Here is a 16541-nt window from a genome sequence, read left to right on the forward strand (position 1 = left end):
TACAATGTTACTATGAGAACTTTATACCATCCGGAAACGGAACAGATTGAATTGCAGCATGTTTTCTACGCATTAAGCGAGCCTATTCGCTTCACCATAGTGCTGCAGCTAATGGATGCATCGGAATTGTCTTGCGGCGGATTTGAATTGGCGCTGCCAAAATCAACCCTGTCCCATCATTTTAAAGTGCTGCGGGAGTCAGGGGTCATTCGGACACGACTGGAGGGGACTCAGCGGTTTATCTCATTGCGGACGATGGATTTGGAATCACGCTTTCCTGGATTGTTGAAGGTCATTCGGGAGAGTGCCGCGGGAAACGTGGCACACGAAGCATAAGCAGATTGATCGCAAGCTGACCGCCCTATAGAGGCGGTCTTTGCGTTGAGGATGCTGCTGCTTGCCGAAGCGGAGCTATTGGAAGACGACGGAATACCCATACGGCTAATCCAACGTAACACAGCATGGTGATTACACTGTTGTCTCCGCTAATATAATAGGCAGAATCAGATGTTGGCGTCGTAATCACAGCCATAATCATCCAAGTCAAATTATGCGCCGTATGCAGAATGGAAGCCGGCCATACGCTTGAAGTACGCAGGCGCACATAACCGATAAATGGCCCGAGGCACAAGGTGCTGACGACAATGAATACACAGGCGAGCAAGGGATTCTGTTCCGCATGATAGCTGCCTGCGATGAGAATCATCGGCACATGCCACACTCCGTGAATGAACCCGCTAATGAGCAGGGCCCGGCGTTCTCCGCAGGCTGATGCAAGCAGTGGAAGCCAATATCCCCGCCAGCCCAATTCTTCGCCTAAGGAATTGGTCAATACGTTCATAAGGAACGTAATCACAATTACGATTGGAAATGCGCTCCATGGATATCCTCGGAAGTCATTTGGCACATGCAACGTCAGCAAAGAGGCTGCCCAAGCAATAGCATAACTGAGCACAATGATGGCAACTGGTATGATTAGACTTGCCGCCCACATGTGCAGTCCGAGACGGTGCAAGCCAAGTCTTGCCCATCCTGCTCGCTTCCAGCCGTCACGCGTCACGATGAACATCATAAGCACAGCGGCGATGGTAGGCGTCAACATATAGGCAAAGGAACTGATGTTCGGAATGAAACTGAATCCGAGTCCTAGGACGAGCACAAGTGCCATATAGGTGTAAGCTTTTGACCGATCTGATAAGTTATAAAACATGATGCATTCCTCCATGCTTTTCTTTTTTTCGCCTTATTAGCGCGTGTTCAAAGGGTGACTTTTTGAACAACCTCTATTAGCATATTAAAATGAACATTAGACACCTAGTGAGGAACATCGGAAATTGCAATCATATGAATATCACATTCTGCGAATGAAAGAGGAATGGTCATGAAAGAACGGCAATGGCATTGGATTGATTGGGCTTTACTGAGCCTTTATGGATTGTGGATAGTCTCCGGCATCTTGTATATGCTATTCACTCCCGGCTTTGTAACGCTTCCGGCTTGGCAAGCCTACAGTTTGTTCATTCTGTCCGGTGTAATTCCCTTATGGTTTTGGAGACCGGGATACATACGTCCGCGCCTATTTATTGCCTCGGAAATAATTTGTGCGGGCGGAATCAATGTGAACATGCATTTCTCGATGCCGATGTATCTAGACAATATGGTTGTTCCTTCGCTGTTAGCCGGATTTCTTTCATCCAAAAGGATGGTTTGGTGGTCGGCTCCTATCTTTACATTGTTTCCGTTACTAGGAATTTGGAGCGGAAAGATTGCCTGGTTTACTGTGCCGGATGAGATGATAAACCACCTCATTTTGTTTGGTATCGGATATGGCTTTAATGTCTTTTTGCATACCCAACAGCGGTTGCAGCAGCTGCTGCGTGAGAACGAACGGCAATTCCTCACGATTCAACAATATGCGGAGCAAGTGGAAAGACTTACGGTGCAGGAGGAGCGCTCCCGTGTCGCGGGGGAGTTGCATGATGCTCTGGGTCATTCGCAGGCAGCGCTCATTATGGGACTGGAGACGGTAAATTCGTTGCTGGACACTGAGCCGGAACAAGCGAAGCAGCGCTTGCGCAGTGTGCTGCAGCACGCCAGAAGCAGCTTTGCAGCGGTGCGTCATCATATACATGGCATAGCCTTAGTAGAGGATTCGGAGATAGATATGACCGAGCATGTGCGGAACATGCTGAACAGGATGAGCGAACAGACAGGAATCAAGAGTCGTCTCAATGTGAGGGGAACGCCTCAGTTCATACCATTTGTTCATCGTGTGACGTTGGAGCGATGCGTGCAAGAAGCGATTACGAATGCTGTGCGCCATGGTCAAGCGGAACAAATCGAGGTGGAAATGACGTATGCCGCCAGTAAAATAAGTGTGACAATTGAGGATGATGGGATTGGGAATGACGGACTCACATTTGGCTATGGGCTGACGTCGATGCAAGAGCGTCTGCAAGCTTACGGAGGCTCGCTGGACATCGCGTCGCATCCTGATGGAGGCACACGGGTGAGTTGCTGTCTTCCCGCTGTTCAGCAGCCTGAATCTGAACCGCCAATACGATTGTTCATGGCAGATGACGAACAGCTAATAAGAGAGAGTTTGAGTTTTTTGGCAGAAAAAGAGCAGGGGCTAATTGTTTCAGGAACGGCTGCCAACGGTCGTGAAGCCATTGAACGCATAGCCGGGGCGGAAGCAGAACCGCATGTTGTTCTGATGGACATTCGTATGCCTGAGATGGACGGTATTGCTGCGGCACTAGAAATAAAGGAGCGCTGGCCGCATATCAAGCTGATTATGCTGACTACGATCGATGAGATGGAGCATGCGGTACAGGCCATCGAAGCCGGAGCGGAAGGCTACTTGCTCAAGTCTATTCATCCGCAGGAGTTATTTGCGATGATTCGCCTTGTATCCCGTGGCAGCACTTTTGTGCCGCAGTCGTTGGCGCTGGCCATGACCGAACAGATAAAGCGGGGGCAGACGGAAGGAGCAGAAATAACCGGAGCTGAAGAGGCCTCCACCGAAGATCCGTTTGGTCTTACAGAACGTGAACGCGAGGTGCTGCATTATTTGGCGGAAGGAATGAAGTATCGGGAAATCGCGGCAAAGTTATATTTGTCGGAGGGTACCGTACGCAATTACGTGTCCAGCCTGTATGCGAAGCTAGGTGTTCATGACCGCCAGTCCGCAGCGAATACGGCCCGCAGGGCCAAGCTCGTGCGAGATTAAGCAAGCGGCGGGACGCCGGAATCGGGATCAGTGGAGGATATTCTATCCGCTGCTAAGCAGCCGTATACGTTCATGGACCTGCGTTACCGTCAGAATGAGCGAGGCAACTCCTGGATGTTCGAACCTCGTTTTGTATATAGATGGGGGGGGCCGGAAAGCCTTGTGCCGTATGCGCAGTATGATGGTATTCTTCTAATCGACAACGTACACATACCGGATGATATCAATTAAGCTCAATCGCAAGCGAAGTAATGTCGAACTGTAAATGATAAATATGAAGAGCCGATGATTCCTACACCCCTGCTTCATGGGACACAATCCAAGGGATGAGGCAAAGGGTTAAACCTTGAAAAAGACCGCCTGACTTCAGGCGGTCAAATATGTAATGAAATTAAAGCCATACACGGTGCCAATGGTCAGCACAATCGACCAGACGGCTAGGCTTATGGTCATCCATGCAATGACCCATTTGCGTGGAGAACCGAATGATAGCGCGAGTATAGTTGCAATATCTGTACCGATGAGGATAGGAGCGAGCAGTGCCAATCCAGGGACGCCGTAGCGATCCCAAATGGTCTGCGCCTTCGTCCATTTCGGAGACGGCTCTGTTGATTTCCCGCGCTTTTGTCTCCACTCCTGCCACTTTTTAAATAGCAGTCCGATGAGCAGTATCGGGATTAAATTTCCGAGAAATCCGGCCAAAGCAACGGGAACCGGCGACAAGCCGATTAATATGCCTAGCGGAATGACGACAAACACTTCCAACCACGGTAAAGCGGCAAACAAAAATAATACTCCGTATTTCCATTCATCGGGTACGGAATAAAGAAAATCCAAGTCCATTCCTATACTCTCCCTTATTATATTGAGATTCCATTCATCCAGCTTATGAGTTTCTCCTGACCGTGCGTACCTTTTCATACAATACACGCTTCTATAGATCGAGGAAACAGTTTTTTAGATATATGCTGGGAAGCGGATGAAAAATAAAAATCCGACTCACGAACACCGCGAGCCGGATATTTCATGCATGTACTGCAATTTGTTAAGGCGCGACGGAACGAAGCACCGTGCAGTCGCCTTCAAGCGTGTATGCGCCAAGGTTGGCTGGAAGCAGGAAGCATTCGCCCGCTTTGAACGACAAATCTTGATCCGCCCATTTGAGTGTGCCTGTGCCTTCGCATACGACGAGGATAACGAAGCTTTCCGGTGTCGTGGACAAGGACCAAGGCTGCTTCACGACCCCTTTTTCTACACGGAAATAAGGGGATTCCGCGAGATTCAGCCATTCATTCGGCGTAGCAGAGTCCGTCTTCATACGCGTAGCGCCAGCGCCTTCGTAAGCGATGACGTTCAGGGAGTCCTCAATATGCAGCTCGCGCGGCTTGCCATCCAAGCCCGGACGGTTGTAATCATACAGGCGGTACGTCGTGTCGGAGTTCTGCTGAATCTCGGCGACGACGACACCTGCACACAGTGCATGCACTGTGCCAGCTGGAATATAGAAGGAATCGCCCGCTTGCACGGGAACTTCCTGCAGGGCTTCCATGATGCGGCCTTCTGCAATGGCTTTCGCCATCGCTTCGCGATCCACGCCCTCTTTCAAGCCGTAAATAATTTTGGCGTCTGGCTTCGCATCCAGCACGTACCACATTTCCGTTTTGCCCAGCTCGCCTTGCGGCAGGCCTGTATATTCGTCAGTCGGATGCACTTGGACAGACAAGTCGTCATTACAGTCCAACAGCTTGATGAGCAGCGGAAAGCGTCCGTTTTTCTCAGAGAAGCCCTTCGTGCCAAACCACTCTTTGCCGTATTGCTCGCGAACTTGGTCCAAGCCCAGTTCTGCAAGTTCACCGTTCATGACCTTCGTCGTGCCGTTAGGATGATCGCCAATCATCCAGCCTTCGCCGATATGGCCTTCTGGCAGATCCAAGCCGAACTGCGTCAGCGCGCGTCCGCCCCAGACACGTTCTTTAAATTCAGGTTGAAATTTCAGTGGGTATGGTGTTGTCATGATCTCTCACTCCCGTGTTGTCTAGTAGTCTAGTTTCTCGTAGTTTGGAAAAATTCAAGCCACTCGCCGTCCGGACCTTTAAAGAAGAAATAGCGGCTGCCGTTCGGCAAGGTGACGAGTTCCTGATCAATAAGCTCGACATGGCCGAGCGCCTTCACACGCGTCAACTCGGCTTCCACGTCGTCGACGCTGAAGGCTAGATGATGCACTCTGCCTTCCTCGGGAAGACGGTCGCTGTAGCCTTCAACCAATTCCAACTCGCTCTCATCCGCTCCCGGAAAAGAAAGAAATGCGAGACGGATAACGCCGTTCGTATGTACTAGCGTATCCTTCAGTTTCATGCCGATAACGTCCTCGTAGAAGCGGATGGATGGCTCCAAATGACGGACCATAATTCCAATATGCTCGATTTTGCGCACTGCCATATCCTTCATCTCCTCTATATGTTATCTCACGGTTTTTGATGAAGTTCATCGTTGGTCAGGCGTCATGTAAGCCAGCTTAGGTGGAGCGCTTCTCTACGCCGATGACATAAGGCGCTTCGGGGCGCTGCAGCATGCGGTACACGACCGCCTGCCCGAGTGCAGCGGGCAGGCTCTCCGCCCAGACGCGCACGGCGTCCGCTTCGCGGTCGCCCCCTTCGTGGCCCGGGTACAGCACGACGCTGAGCACCCCGCCCGGACGCAGGAGCGTCAAGGCGGAGTCGAGCGCCGCGAGCGTCGTGGACGGCGCCGTCATGATGCGCTTATCCGCTTCAACCGTCGGCAAATAGCCGAGGTTGAACATGACGGCTGCCGTCGCACCGTGCCACGAAGGGGGCAGCGCGCCGCGCATCTCGGCATGGCTTGCCAGATGCAGGCTTGCCTGCGCGCTGCCGTCCGCGCCCAAGGCGGAGTGGAGGCGCTGTCGCGTCAGCTCCAGCGCCTCCGCCTGAATGTCAAAGGCCGCAACTTCGCCGCGCGGCCCGACGAGCCGGGCTAGGAACAAGGTGTCTACGCCCGTGCCCATCGTCGCATCAATGACGCGGTCGCCCGGCTGCACGCGCTCCTTCACGATCTGCTGCGCATAGCTCAGTACGGAGAGAAAGCCCATGCTACGGCTCCCTCCAATACTTGCCCTGCCATGTATTGCGATGTCTGAGCTCGGCGTCAATCGCGTTCAGCACTTCCCATTTCTTCAAGCTCCACATCGGACCGATAATCAAGTCGCGCGGCGCGTCGCCGGTGACGCGGTGCACAATCATTTCCGGCGGAAGAATTTCAAGTGAATCGACGATCAGCTTCACATACTCGTCCATGTCAAGGAAGCGGAGCAATCCTGCTTCATATTGCTTGACCATCGGCGTCTTGCGCATCAGATGGAGCAGATGGAGCTTGATGCCCTGCACGTCCATGCGTGCGACCGCCTTAGCCGTCTCCAGCATCATCTCATGCGATTCCTGCGGCAGTCCGTATATGATATGAGTGCAGATGCGAATGTTGTGCTTGCGCAGCTTCTCCACCGCCTGCAAGTAACATTCCGTGTCGTGCGCCCGGTTAATGAGCTGGGACGTCGATTCGTGAATCGTCTGCAGCCCCATCTCCACCCAGAGATATGTGCGTTCATTCAGCTCGGCCAAATATTCGACGACATCGTCTGGCAAGCAATCAGGACGGGTTGCAATGGATAAGCCGACGACACCTGGCTGCTCCAATATAACTTCGAAATATTCGCGCAGCGTATCTACCGGCGCATACGTATTCGTATACGCTTGGAAATAACCGATATATTTGGCGTTCGGCCATTTCTCGTGCTGCTTGGCGCGAATCGTATTGAACTGAGTGACCAAGTCATCGCGGCGCCGTCCTGCGAAATCGCCGGACCCCCGCGCGCTGCAGAAGGTGCAGCCTCCGATGGCGATGCGTCCGTCCCGGTTCGGGCAGGTGAAGCCGGCATCCAGCATGACCTTGAATACTTTCTCTCCGAAGTGGTTCCGCATCTCGGTATTCCATGTATGGAACCGCTTGTCTCCCCATTGTTCCGGGATAAGCGGTTGTTCGTTCATTCGTTCATTCAATGGCACACAAGCCCTTCCAATCTAAGGTTCTGCTCCAGGTTCATCCGGCTCCAACTGCAAGGAAGGAGTGAAGAACACTGTGGTTTCATTGTAGCAGATCTTGCTGCAAAAGCGAAGATACGGACGTGCTCAGGGCGATGCATCAACGGATATTAAATGCCCGATTGTCTGCAGCGGCATTGGGCTGCTTGTCATCTGCGGAGAGTCCAAGAGTCAAGCACCTGAAAAATCAGTCTAAGCAATCGTAATGTTTGTTTGTGACGAAGTCAGCACCTGTGAACATGCCTGGTTCTGCCGTATCGGGAATACTCCAGCAGACATACAGCGCCTCAGTCGCTGCGCGTGCTGCGAAGGTGCCCGTTACTGGTCGCAAAGCGTCAAATATGCGAAACGGTGCTTGGCGCGTCACATAGGAAGGAGCAGGGGTTCCTGCTGGCAGAGTGGACACGTCGACATCCGTGTTCTCGTTCACCTGCACGTCAATCAGTTGATACACTTCAAGCGAATCTCCCAATAGATGATTGTTATGGCCTTTGCACGTCCAAGCGATGGATGCCTCTTCCGGCACGTCGTTGAACAAAATTTGGCAGCTTGCATATGAACCGCGGGCACATGGGATCGAGATGCTGCGCGAATGCCGGCTCGTTATCTCACTTTCGGTTCATGGATGCACGGGTCATTTCTTTTGGTTCTGTGCTTCTTTAATTTTTATTTCGGATTCCTCTTTCAGCACTCTTAAAAATTCCGCTATATCCATATTCGACTGTGAAAATGTAAGCATGCTGCCGCCGATATCGACATACTTATCCCAGGTGCTGATTTTGGCTGGGGGCAGGGCGGGCTTGCGCTCATAGAAGGCCGCTACATTTTTCTTTGGAAATTCATAATCTTTGCGGGCTGCCGGATCTGGATTGAAGATACCCGGTATGCTGTAAAGGCGCTTCATCAGCTCCAAATATTTCGTGACGGCAGGTTCTTGCGTAATGAGCACTTCCCCTGTTTCCGGATCGGTCAAGTTGACAGCAAGCTGACTCAGAGGCACGGTCACTTCGCTCGAGGCTAGGCCAGGACCCATTTCAAGGCCGCGATACTGGACCCCGTCTCGTTCCGCGGTCATTTGCTTTGCCAACTCGATTACTTCGTCCCACGTCATTTGAGCGGCAGGATATTCGATCCCGAATTTGTCGAACACTTCCTTGTTATACCAAATCCCGTACGGACTGTATTGTATCGGGACACCCATAATTCTCCCTTTGCCTTCCTTATCCATGGCGCGGATGGAAGCGACAAGCGAAGGATCAAGCTGATTGATATCATATTGATGCTTTGCGATTAAATCATCCAGGGGCTCAATCATATCCAGTTCAACTAAGGGATCCAGTCCCCAGTTGGCAAAAATAATGTCCGGCACAACCTGCTGCGCATTCAATTCTTGCAGCGGCTCCAGCTCTGCCCTGGAATCAACCAGTTCTAATTTGATGTTGGGCAGCAACTGTTCAATGCCTCGATAACGTTCTTCAAACGCCCCTTCTCCCCAAGGGTACAAAATTTTGATCGTAACCGGCTCACTGCTCGATTGCTCTGTGCTCTCCGCAGCAGGTTCTGGTGTGGGCGGTTCCGCTTCGCTGGCAGGGGATGGAGTCGATGAGGAACATCCTGCCGCCGCAACGGCGATTAACATGACAAGCAGTAAGAACACACTTGGGACACGCTTTCTTTTCTTCAATCCTTACACGCCCCTTTCTAAAATAGAAATAAGATAATGGAATGTCAGCCTCAAATGAATGCGCTACCATCATTATAAAAATACGGCTGTTAATATGGTGTTAATTGTTGAACGTCCCAATAAACCTGCTTGAAGCACCTTACATTTCATGTTATATTTGAAGCAGGCGATAAAACGCTTTCAGCATACGTCAAAGCTACCATTCTCGCTAATCGGCAAGCCAATCACGCGTTGTCATTAATTAATGAGGTGATGAATGATGAACTCCGCCTTTCACATTCCGCAAGGGGAAGAGAAGATTACGATCGAGTTGACCGTAAAGGAAGCAATGGCGCTGACGGGGCAGAAATTCCACGAGGATTCCTCGGTCAAGTCTGAGGCGATGCGCAAGCTGAACGAGGTCGTTCTGCGCAAGTATGGTATGGAACGTTAGTATAGAGTGAATCGACCTTAAGGGTGTTAAACGATAGTACGCAGATAGATCAGATTGTGAAGATAGACGATAGCAGATGGATGCACGTATTGCCGCATGAATCCGCTATTAGCGATGCGCGATTATGACGAAAGAATGCTGCGGCAACGCTGGCATTCTTTTTTCAGTTTACGGTTGTTTAAAACGAGAGTCTTTACTTTTTACTAGTTGTCATTCAAAATAGGGGATTGGATCATATTCATTGGAGGAAAGCACATGCGATTACGTGGCAAAAGAGGGGTTATGGAACTGCTGGAGCAACAATCCCAGCTCGCCGTGCTGGAGCCGGAGACATATAAAGGCAAATGGAGCGAATTGTTCGGAAATGACCGACCGATTTATGTGGAGCTTGGCATGGGGAAGGGGCAGTTCATCAGCCAGATGAGCTTGAACAACCCGGAAGTGAACTTTATCGGCGTGGATATGTATGATGAGTTAATTGCGCGCGCTTGCGCGAAAGCGTACTCGTTATGGGAAGAGCAAGGTGTGGAGCCGCGCTCGAATTTGAAGCTGGTGCGTGCGAATATTGAGTTTTTGGAGAAGATGTTCGCTGAAGATGAGATTGAGCGGGTCTATTTGAATTTCAGCGATCCATGGCCGAAAAATCGCCATGCCCGCCGCCGTTTGACACATGCGCGCTTTGTTGAAAAATATAAGTGTGCACTGAACGAGAAGGGTGAAATTCATCTGAAGACGGACTCAGAGACGCTCTTTGAATTCTCGCTCAATTCATTTGCGCAGATGGGCTTGCAAATGCGCAACATCAGTCTGAATCTGCACCGCGACGGTATTAATGAAGAGCATGTCATGACGGAGTATGAGCAAAAATTCGTTAACAAAGGCATGAACATTCATCGGGTCGAGGTGCTCATCGGCACCCAGACTCTTCATGACTATCGCACTTCTTTGTCGTAAGCTAAGCGACCGGTATCATCCTATACAGGATCAACAAAAGAACACGAGGGCCTGCGTTTCAACTTGTTGCGCAGCTCCCGCGTGTTCTTTGTCATATCCATTTTCCATTGCCGTTCCGTTACTCTTCAAAAAAAGAGAAAACAGGATTTGCCTGCTCCGGCTCCTGCTGCAGCATGCGGAGAATCGTCTCTGCGCATGCTTTCGGATGATAGCGTGCCACATTCTGTTCGTGTTCGCGGCGGCGTGCTGCTACTTCATCATATTGATGGACGAGCATATTCATCCACTTCGTTACCGAATGAGACGATTCGATGGGCTCACCATACCCTTTTTCCGTGAAATAATGACAGTTCTCTTCCTCTTGTCCTGGAAGCGGCTGATAGAACAGCATCGGAATGCCCTTCGCGAGCGCTTCGGTGCATGTCATGCCTCCCGGCTTCGTAACGAGCAGATCGGAGATGTCCATCAGTTGATCGACTTCCTGTGTATAGCCGATTACATGAATATTCTCGTGCTGGAAGCGCGGATTTTGCAGCAGACGTCGGTGCAGCTTCTCATTGTTGCCGATGCAGAAGATGAACTGCACGTCTTTGCGCCATCTGGTCAAGATCTCAGTCGTCTGGCTCGGATCCATGACCCCCCAGCCGCCACCCATTACCATAACAGTCGGCATGTCCTTCAACCCGAACCGTTCGCGGATATCTGCCTTTGTATTGCGGTCATGCGTCTCCCAGAACTTGGGGTGAACCGGAATTCCGGTCACTTGGATACAGCTGCTGTCCACACCGTGTGTCTCCAGCTTCGATTGGACTTCCGGGGTGGAGACGAAATAACGATTCACAGCTGGGCTGACCCAAGCCGCATGCGCATCATAATCCGTTATGAGCGTGCACAGCGGGACATCCAGCCCGAGTCGGCGCAGACGCGAAATGACTGCGCTCGGAATCGGATGCGTGCATACGATCATATCCGGCTTCAATTGACGCATCACCGACATCGCATGCGTGTAAAATACCCGATGCAGCGCCATTGTTGTCAGACGATTTAATGATTTGTGATATTGTGTTTTATACATGAATCCGACCAGCTTCGGTTGAACGATTACCGTCTTGCGGTAAGCTTCTATAATAAGAGGAGCCGTCTTCGGATTTAAGAAGCTGCCTAATTCCATCACGCGCGTCTGCACATGCTGCGGCGACAGCTTTCTCAGGCTGACAGCCAAAGCATGGGCAGCCTGGGTGTGACCTGCCCCGAATCGTTCCGACAACAACAATATGCGCTTTTTGCCTTCCATGTCGGAACCGGGTGTGAACGGACCCGAAGGAAGCGTCAATGTCACAGCTTGTTGCATGGTAGTCACCCTTTTACTTTTTTATCAAAATTTATGAAGTTTCTATTGAAACGTTATCCATCAATACTCACATTACTGCCTGCCGGTGTCAACTTGTTTCTTAGGTCCACAGCGTTACGGTGCTGATGGCGGCCCCTGTCCCAATCAAGGCTCCTGCCAAGCAGTCGGAAGGGTAATGAAGCCCCAGATACATGCGGGATAACGCCACGATGGCCGCAACCGGAAGCAGTGCCCAAGCTAATGTCGGGTTCGCGATAATAAGCGGTATGATGACAGAAAATATGGCGGTCGTATGCCCAGACGGGAATGAATGGTCCACAAGCGGCTTGCGGAAGGTACGAATATCCGGCAACGCCAAATGGGGCCGTACGCGCGGGTACCATTTTTTAATCAAAGCGACCGGTATGTGACTCAGGGCCAATGCGACCAAGCACTGCCAGCCGACCCGTGCCCATGGAGCAGGCGCTAACAGAGCGAGCAGAATGGTAAACGCAATGGTGAAGGTAGCCCCGCCGAGATGAGTCATCGTATACAGAAAAATATTCATGGTGCGATGGTGCAGTCGTTGATTTATCCAAAAGAACAATTGACGCTCACGATGCCCAAGCCACGCGATAACACGGGTCATAGTCGTTCCCTCCGTTATGCGGTAGATTATGATTTAATCGTAACAACGTAACATTAACAGAAGATGATGAATTTGTGAATTTTCTCTGAAGCCCTGCGGAAGTCGCCGGTCATCTTCATCATATTTTTTAATACGGCTGATTTCAATTATATATTCCTATTCTATCCTAAGTATTATATGGCTCAAAATCGTTCAGGGAGGTTGTATGACGCGGATTGCGTTATTTACCGACATGTACTGGCCTGAAATGGACGGAGTGGCATGAACGCTCAAACGATTGGCCGATTACTTCGAATCTTTCGCTGATCCGGGGGAGCGCACCGCTCTCAAGAGTATCGCTCCGGAGTCACAGCCGCACATTCGCTTGGAACCTGACGTCTTGCGAACGGGAAGCGTTCCTTTCGCTTTCTACCCTGGATGTGGGTTAGCCCTTTCCAATCCACATTTCATCCACAAGCAATTGGACCGGTTTCGGCCGACTCTTGTCCGTGAGCTACTCGGACTCGTAGGCGTCCATTACGCGCAGACCAGGCGCATTCCTCTTATATCTTCTAAACATACACTTTGATTTGTATTAGAAGTTCTACCGATTCGCATCTTTGGAAATGCTGTTATGGAGGTGCATGGAATGGTTTCACCGTGATTGCCAAGCCAGCTTCGTCCCTTCGCCATCCACTTAGCTATTCGACGACAAATGGGGGAGGCGTCCCGTCATATTTTCACACAAAAATCGCGGAGCCAGACACTTGCGCAATTAGTTGATCACTACTGCCGTATCGCCTCCGTTCCGCCTAACTGTTTTCACTCCATTAGCGGGTAAAGCGCATCACAGCGTTTCAATCATGGAATAAATGGTTAACAGATGGTAGATATATACAGACCAGTCTTTTATTAAAAAAAATTAAGTATTGGATTTGCAACCTTTTGCGTAAGTGCTTCGTTGTAACAGTATAGGGTAAGCTAGACTCTAACGGATGAAACTGCATTATCTATACGTCATGGTTCAACAAGAACATCGACTTTTGACGAAAAGGGGGTCCAAAGCCATAATTTTTTAGTATTTGGATGAAAATAAAACAAACCCCGCGGGAAAGCACGAGCGACCGCGACTTCGCTATCGAACTCAAGCGATAATGTAGCAATTGGCGATTGAAAGCCAATAAAAGGTTTTGACAAACCAAGGCAAACATTAGAAAATCGTGATCGACCGTCTTCAGCGGGGTAAACAAATATAGATAGATGAGCATGCTCACATATACAAAATGCATGCTCGCAGTTCAAAGCAACAAATCAAGGGTTATTTAAAAGGGGGACACCAAACATGGTGGATAATTTATTTATCGGCCTGCAGGTGCTATTGGCCGCGATTGGGGTGTACCAGTTTACCTTGTCGCTGTTCGGCATCTACCGCAAGAAAGAACGTAAAGTATATGACCCGCAGAAATCGTTTGCGGTTATCGTGGCTGCACATAACGAAGAAGCGGTCATTGGAGCGTTAGTCGAAAATCTGAAGACGTTGGATTACCCGAGAGAGATGTACGACGTTTTCGTCATTTGTGATAACTGTTCCGACAGCACGGCCGACATCGTAAGGGAGCACGGCGTATACGCTTGTGAACGTCATAATCCACATCAGCGCGGGAAAGGCTATGCGATTGAATGGATGCTGAAGAACCTGTGGGAAATGCCGCGCCAATACGATGGGATCGTTATGCTGGATGCGGACAACCTGGTCAGCACTGATTTCCTGCGGGAAATGAACAACGATCTCTGTTCCGGGGCACGCGTTATTCAAGGATATATCGATACGAAGAATCCAGAGGATTCCTGGATTACAGCCGCATATGGCGTTACCTACTGGTATTGCAACCGTTTGTGGCAGTTGTCCCGCAAAAACTTGAACATGGCCAATTTCTTGGGCGGCACGGGAATGTGCTTTGAAAGCAACCTGCTGAAAGAAATGGGCTGGGGCGCGACGAGCTTGGTAGAGGACTTGGAATTTACCGCTCGCTGCGTTATGAATGGAGTCAATCCGGTGCTTAATTACAACGCGCGCGTATTCGATGAGAAGCCATTGACCTTCAAAGCTTCCGCTCGTCAGCGACTGCGTTGGATGCAAGGCCACTTTACGGTGGCGCGCCGTTACTTCTTCCCGCTCTTGTGGCGGAGTATCAAGGAACGAAATATGGCTAAGTTCGACATGGCACTCTACACGATTACCGTGTATACCGTATTGGTGACGTTCCTGATGACAGCGTTCATGTGGGCGGACGCGGCCTTCTTTGATGGGCCGAACGTTGCAACCTTCTTCCAGTACTTGCCGGCATGGGTGCCTGTTGTATCGCTCGTGCTGTCGTGCGCGGCCTTTGTTCTGGCGCTCATCTTGGAAGGCGTGAAGTCTTGGCGCATATACGCATCGCTAATTACATTCCCGGTGTATTTGCTCTCCTGGTGGCCGATTACGTTCTATGCATTTTTTACACAGAACAACAAAGTGTGGAGCCACACGGAACATACGCGCGTCGTGCGTCTCGAAGAGATGCAGGGCAAGCAGGTGTGAGGAATGTTGAGGCATCAAGGTACATTTAATTATTTTCTTGACATTGTTTCAATGCCGTGATATATTACTTGGGTATGTTAATTGCATATTGATTTTTAAAAAGAAGAAGCGCCCGCTTCTCACCTGACCGACGTAGGTTGGCTGGTTCCTAGACTATTACTGCATGGCAGTGTTTCACATGAATGATTAATGTCTATGTGAGGGATGTGGGCTCTTTTCAAGAGCTTACATCCCTCTTTTGCTCAACATAAGCAGATAGGGAATTCGAATATGGAGGTGGCACACCATTAGCAAGGATCATATGATTAACGAGGAAATTCGTGCGAAGGAAGTTCGTTTAGTCGGTGCAGAAGGCGAGCAGATTGGTATTAAACCGTTCCGCGAGGCGCTGCAAATGGCGTTTGACGCGAACTTGGACTTGGTTAACGTGGCTCCGCAGGCGAAACCGCCTGTATGTCGTATTATGGACTACGGTAAGTTCCGTTACGAGACACAGAAGAAAGAGAAAGAAGCACGCAAGAACCAGAAAACGGTGGACATCAAGGAAGTATGGTTCCGTGCGAATATCGACGAGCATGATTTTCAGACGAAACTGCGTAACGTCTTGAAGTTTTTGCGTGAAGGCGATAAAGTAAAATGCTCCGTTCGTTTCCGTGGACGTGAGATCGCGCATTCTGCCATCGGCAAGAAGGTATTGGATCGTGTTCTGGAGGAAGCGAAAGAGCTTTGTAATGTAGAGCGTGCAGCGAAGTTGGAAGGCCGCAGTATGATTATGATACTGGCGCCGAACACCACCAGCAACTAAGCGATGCCCGCCGCGCAGGGTATAGGCGGCGGATGGAATTACCGAACTTGAGGAGGAAATGATTATGCCTAAAATGAAAACGCACAGCAGCTTGAAAGGCCGCTTTAAAATTACAGGTACAGGTAAGGTTCGCCGCTACAAAGCGTACCGCAACCACTTGCTTTCCCACAAATCAAACCGTACGAAGCGCGTTCTTGCAACAAGCCCGGTTATGGCAGCTGGCGACGTTCGTCGTATGAAGCAGCAATTAGCTAATTTGAAATAAGCAATTTTACGGATACATGAATTCGATTGGGAGGTTAACAAGAAATGGCACGAGTAAAAGGCGGATTTACGACACGTCGTCGTCATAAGAAAGTATTGAAATTAGCAAAAGGTTACTTCGGTTCTAAACACCGTATTTTTAGAACAGCGAATGAGCAAGTGATGAAATCCTTGCTTTATGCATATCGTGATCGCCGCAATAAGAAGCGCGACTTCCGCAGATTGTGGATCGTTCGTATCAATGCAGCAGCTCGCATGAACGGCATGTCCTACAGCAAGATGATGCACGGCTTGAAATTGGCTGGTGTAGACATCAACCGCAAAATGCTGGCTGAATTGGCAGTGAACGACATCAACGCGTTCAACTCCTTGGCAACAGTTGCAAAAGAAAAAGTTAACGCGTAAGCGATGACGGTAAATAAAGCAGCGCATTCGAAGCTCTTCGAATGCGCTGCTTTTTTAGGTGCGCCCGGCATGGGCGATAACTCGGCGGTGAAAGTCCGCTACAGGCTTGGCAG

The 16541-nt window shown here is 50.2% G+C and carries 18 protein-coding genes and 1 pseudogene; 9 read left to right on the top strand and 10 right to left on the bottom strand.

What is annotated here, in order from left to right; translation table 11 throughout:
- Nucleotides 1-12: 12 nt before the first annotated feature.
- A complete protein-coding gene (locus LQV63_RS26075; protein ID WP_019421579.1) occupies nucleotides 13-336 on the top strand; it encodes an ArsR/SmtB family transcription factor in 324 nt (107 codons plus the stop codon).
- 25 nt (nucleotides 337-361) lie between these two features.
- On the opposite strand, the gene LQV63_RS26080 is transcribed toward LQV63_RS26075, so the two are convergent.
- A complete protein-coding gene (locus LQV63_RS26080; protein ID WP_233698863.1) occupies nucleotides 362-1210 on the bottom strand; it encodes a CPBP family intramembrane glutamic endopeptidase in 849 nt (282 codons plus the stop codon).
- Nucleotides 1211-1381: 171 nt separating this feature from the next.
- Between LQV63_RS26080 and LQV63_RS26085 the strand changes: the two genes are divergently transcribed.
- Nucleotides 1382-3232, top strand: coding sequence for a helix-turn-helix transcriptional regulator (locus LQV63_RS26085; RefSeq protein WP_233698864.1), 1851 nt, complete (start codon nucleotides 1382-1384; stop codon nucleotides 3230-3232).
- A gap of 15 nt (nucleotides 3233-3247) precedes the next feature.
- A pseudogene (locus tag LQV63_RS26090) lies at nucleotides 3248-3463 on the top strand (erythromycin esterase family protein); the annotation flags it as partial.
- A gap of 135 nt (nucleotides 3464-3598) precedes the next feature.
- Here the strand turns inward: LQV63_RS26090 and LQV63_RS26095 are convergent.
- The 7 genes from LQV63_RS26095 to LQV63_RS26125 all read right to left on the bottom strand — a co-directional run bounded on the left by LQV63_RS26095 (nucleotide 3599) and on the right by LQV63_RS26125 (nucleotide 9028).
- On the bottom strand, nucleotides 3599-4075 hold the full coding sequence (locus LQV63_RS26095) for a small multi-drug export protein (protein ID WP_233698865.1): 477 nt from the start codon (nucleotides 4073-4075) through the stop codon (nucleotides 3599-3601).
- 202 nt (nucleotides 4076-4277) lie between these two features.
- On the bottom strand, nucleotides 4278-5246 hold the full coding sequence (locus tag LQV63_RS26100; protein ID WP_233698866.1) for a type I phosphomannose isomerase catalytic subunit: 969 nt from the start codon (nucleotides 5244-5246) through the stop codon (nucleotides 4278-4280).
- A gap of 29 nt (nucleotides 5247-5275) precedes the next feature.
- Nucleotides 5276-5671 (bottom strand): VOC family protein, encoded by a 396-nt coding sequence (locus tag LQV63_RS26105; RefSeq protein WP_233698867.1) that lies wholly within the window; start codon nucleotides 5669-5671, stop codon nucleotides 5276-5278.
- Between the two features lie 76 nt (nucleotides 5672-5747).
- Nucleotides 5748-6338 carry a tRNA (mnm(5)s(2)U34)-methyltransferase gene (locus tag LQV63_RS26110; RefSeq protein WP_233698868.1) on the bottom strand — a complete coding sequence of 197 codons (591 nt, stop codon included), beginning with the start codon at nucleotides 6336-6338 and terminating at the stop codon, nucleotides 5748-5750.
- 1 nt (nucleotide 6339) lies between these two features.
- Nucleotides 6340-7290 carry a TIGR01212 family radical SAM protein gene (locus LQV63_RS26115; protein WP_233698875.1) on the bottom strand — a complete coding sequence of 317 codons (951 nt, stop codon included), beginning with the start codon at nucleotides 7288-7290 and terminating at the stop codon, nucleotides 6340-6342.
- A 241-nt stretch (nucleotides 7291-7531) separates the two neighbouring features.
- Complete coding sequence (locus tag LQV63_RS26120) at nucleotides 7532-7882, bottom strand: hypothetical protein (RefSeq protein WP_233698869.1); 351 nt, start codon at nucleotides 7880-7882, stop codon at nucleotides 7532-7534.
- Between the two features lie 96 nt (nucleotides 7883-7978).
- Complete coding sequence (locus LQV63_RS26125; protein ID WP_233698870.1) at nucleotides 7979-9028, bottom strand: ABC transporter substrate-binding protein; 1050 nt, start codon at nucleotides 9026-9028, stop codon at nucleotides 7979-7981.
- 256 nt (nucleotides 9029-9284) lie between these two features.
- On the opposite strand from LQV63_RS26125, the gene LQV63_RS26130 reads away from it, so the two are divergent.
- The gene (locus tag LQV63_RS26130; protein ID WP_233698871.1) at nucleotides 9285-9461 is read left to right on the top strand and encodes a hypothetical protein; all 177 of its coding nucleotides are present in this window, start codon (nucleotides 9285-9287) and stop codon (nucleotides 9459-9461) included.
- A 255-nt stretch (nucleotides 9462-9716) separates the two neighbouring features.
- Nucleotides 9717-10415 carry a tRNA (guanosine(46)-N7)-methyltransferase TrmB gene (gene trmB / locus LQV63_RS26135; RefSeq protein WP_233698872.1) on the top strand — a complete coding sequence of 233 codons (699 nt, stop codon included), beginning with the start codon at nucleotides 9717-9719 and terminating at the stop codon, nucleotides 10413-10415.
- 118 nt (nucleotides 10416-10533) lie between these two features.
- Here the strand turns inward: trmB and LQV63_RS26140 are convergent, their stop codons facing one another.
- Complete coding sequence (locus tag LQV63_RS26140; protein WP_233698876.1) at nucleotides 10534-11709, bottom strand: MGDG synthase family glycosyltransferase; 1176 nt, start codon at nucleotides 11707-11709, stop codon at nucleotides 10534-10536.
- Nucleotides 11710-11866: 157 nt separating this feature from the next.
- Nucleotides 11867-12394 (bottom strand): phosphatase PAP2 family protein, encoded by a 528-nt coding sequence (locus LQV63_RS26145; protein ID WP_019421619.1) that lies wholly within the window; start codon nucleotides 12392-12394, stop codon nucleotides 11867-11869.
- 1321 nt (nucleotides 12395-13715) lie between these two features.
- On the opposite strand from LQV63_RS26145, the gene LQV63_RS26150 reads away from it, so the two are divergent.
- From LQV63_RS26150 to rplT, 4 genes are all read left to right on the top strand, one after another.
- Nucleotides 13716-14954: a glycosyltransferase family 2 protein gene (locus tag LQV63_RS26150; RefSeq protein WP_019421620.1), complete on the top strand. Its 1239-nt coding sequence runs from the start codon at nucleotides 13716-13718 to the stop codon at nucleotides 14952-14954.
- A 301-nt stretch (nucleotides 14955-15255) separates the two neighbouring features.
- Entirely contained in the window at nucleotides 15256-15759 is a 504-nt protein-coding gene (infC, locus tag LQV63_RS26155) for a translation initiation factor IF-3 (RefSeq protein ID WP_019421621.1), read from the top strand.
- A 64-nt stretch (nucleotides 15760-15823) separates the two neighbouring features.
- Nucleotides 15824-16024, top strand: a complete 201-nt coding sequence (gene rpmI / locus LQV63_RS26160) for a 50S ribosomal protein L35 (protein ID WP_005548700.1) — start codon at nucleotides 15824-15826, stop codon at nucleotides 16022-16024.
- A 44-nt stretch (nucleotides 16025-16068) separates the two neighbouring features.
- On the top strand, nucleotides 16069-16428 hold the full coding sequence (gene rplT, locus LQV63_RS26165) for a 50S ribosomal protein L20 (protein WP_019421623.1): 360 nt from the start codon (nucleotides 16069-16071) through the stop codon (nucleotides 16426-16428).
- The last annotated feature ends 113 nt before the right edge of the window (nucleotides 16429-16541 follow it).

Source organism: Paenibacillus profundus (genome assembly GCF_021369635.1).
Lineage (GTDB): Bacteria > Bacillota > Bacilli > Paenibacillales > Paenibacillaceae > Paenibacillus_B > Paenibacillus_B profundus.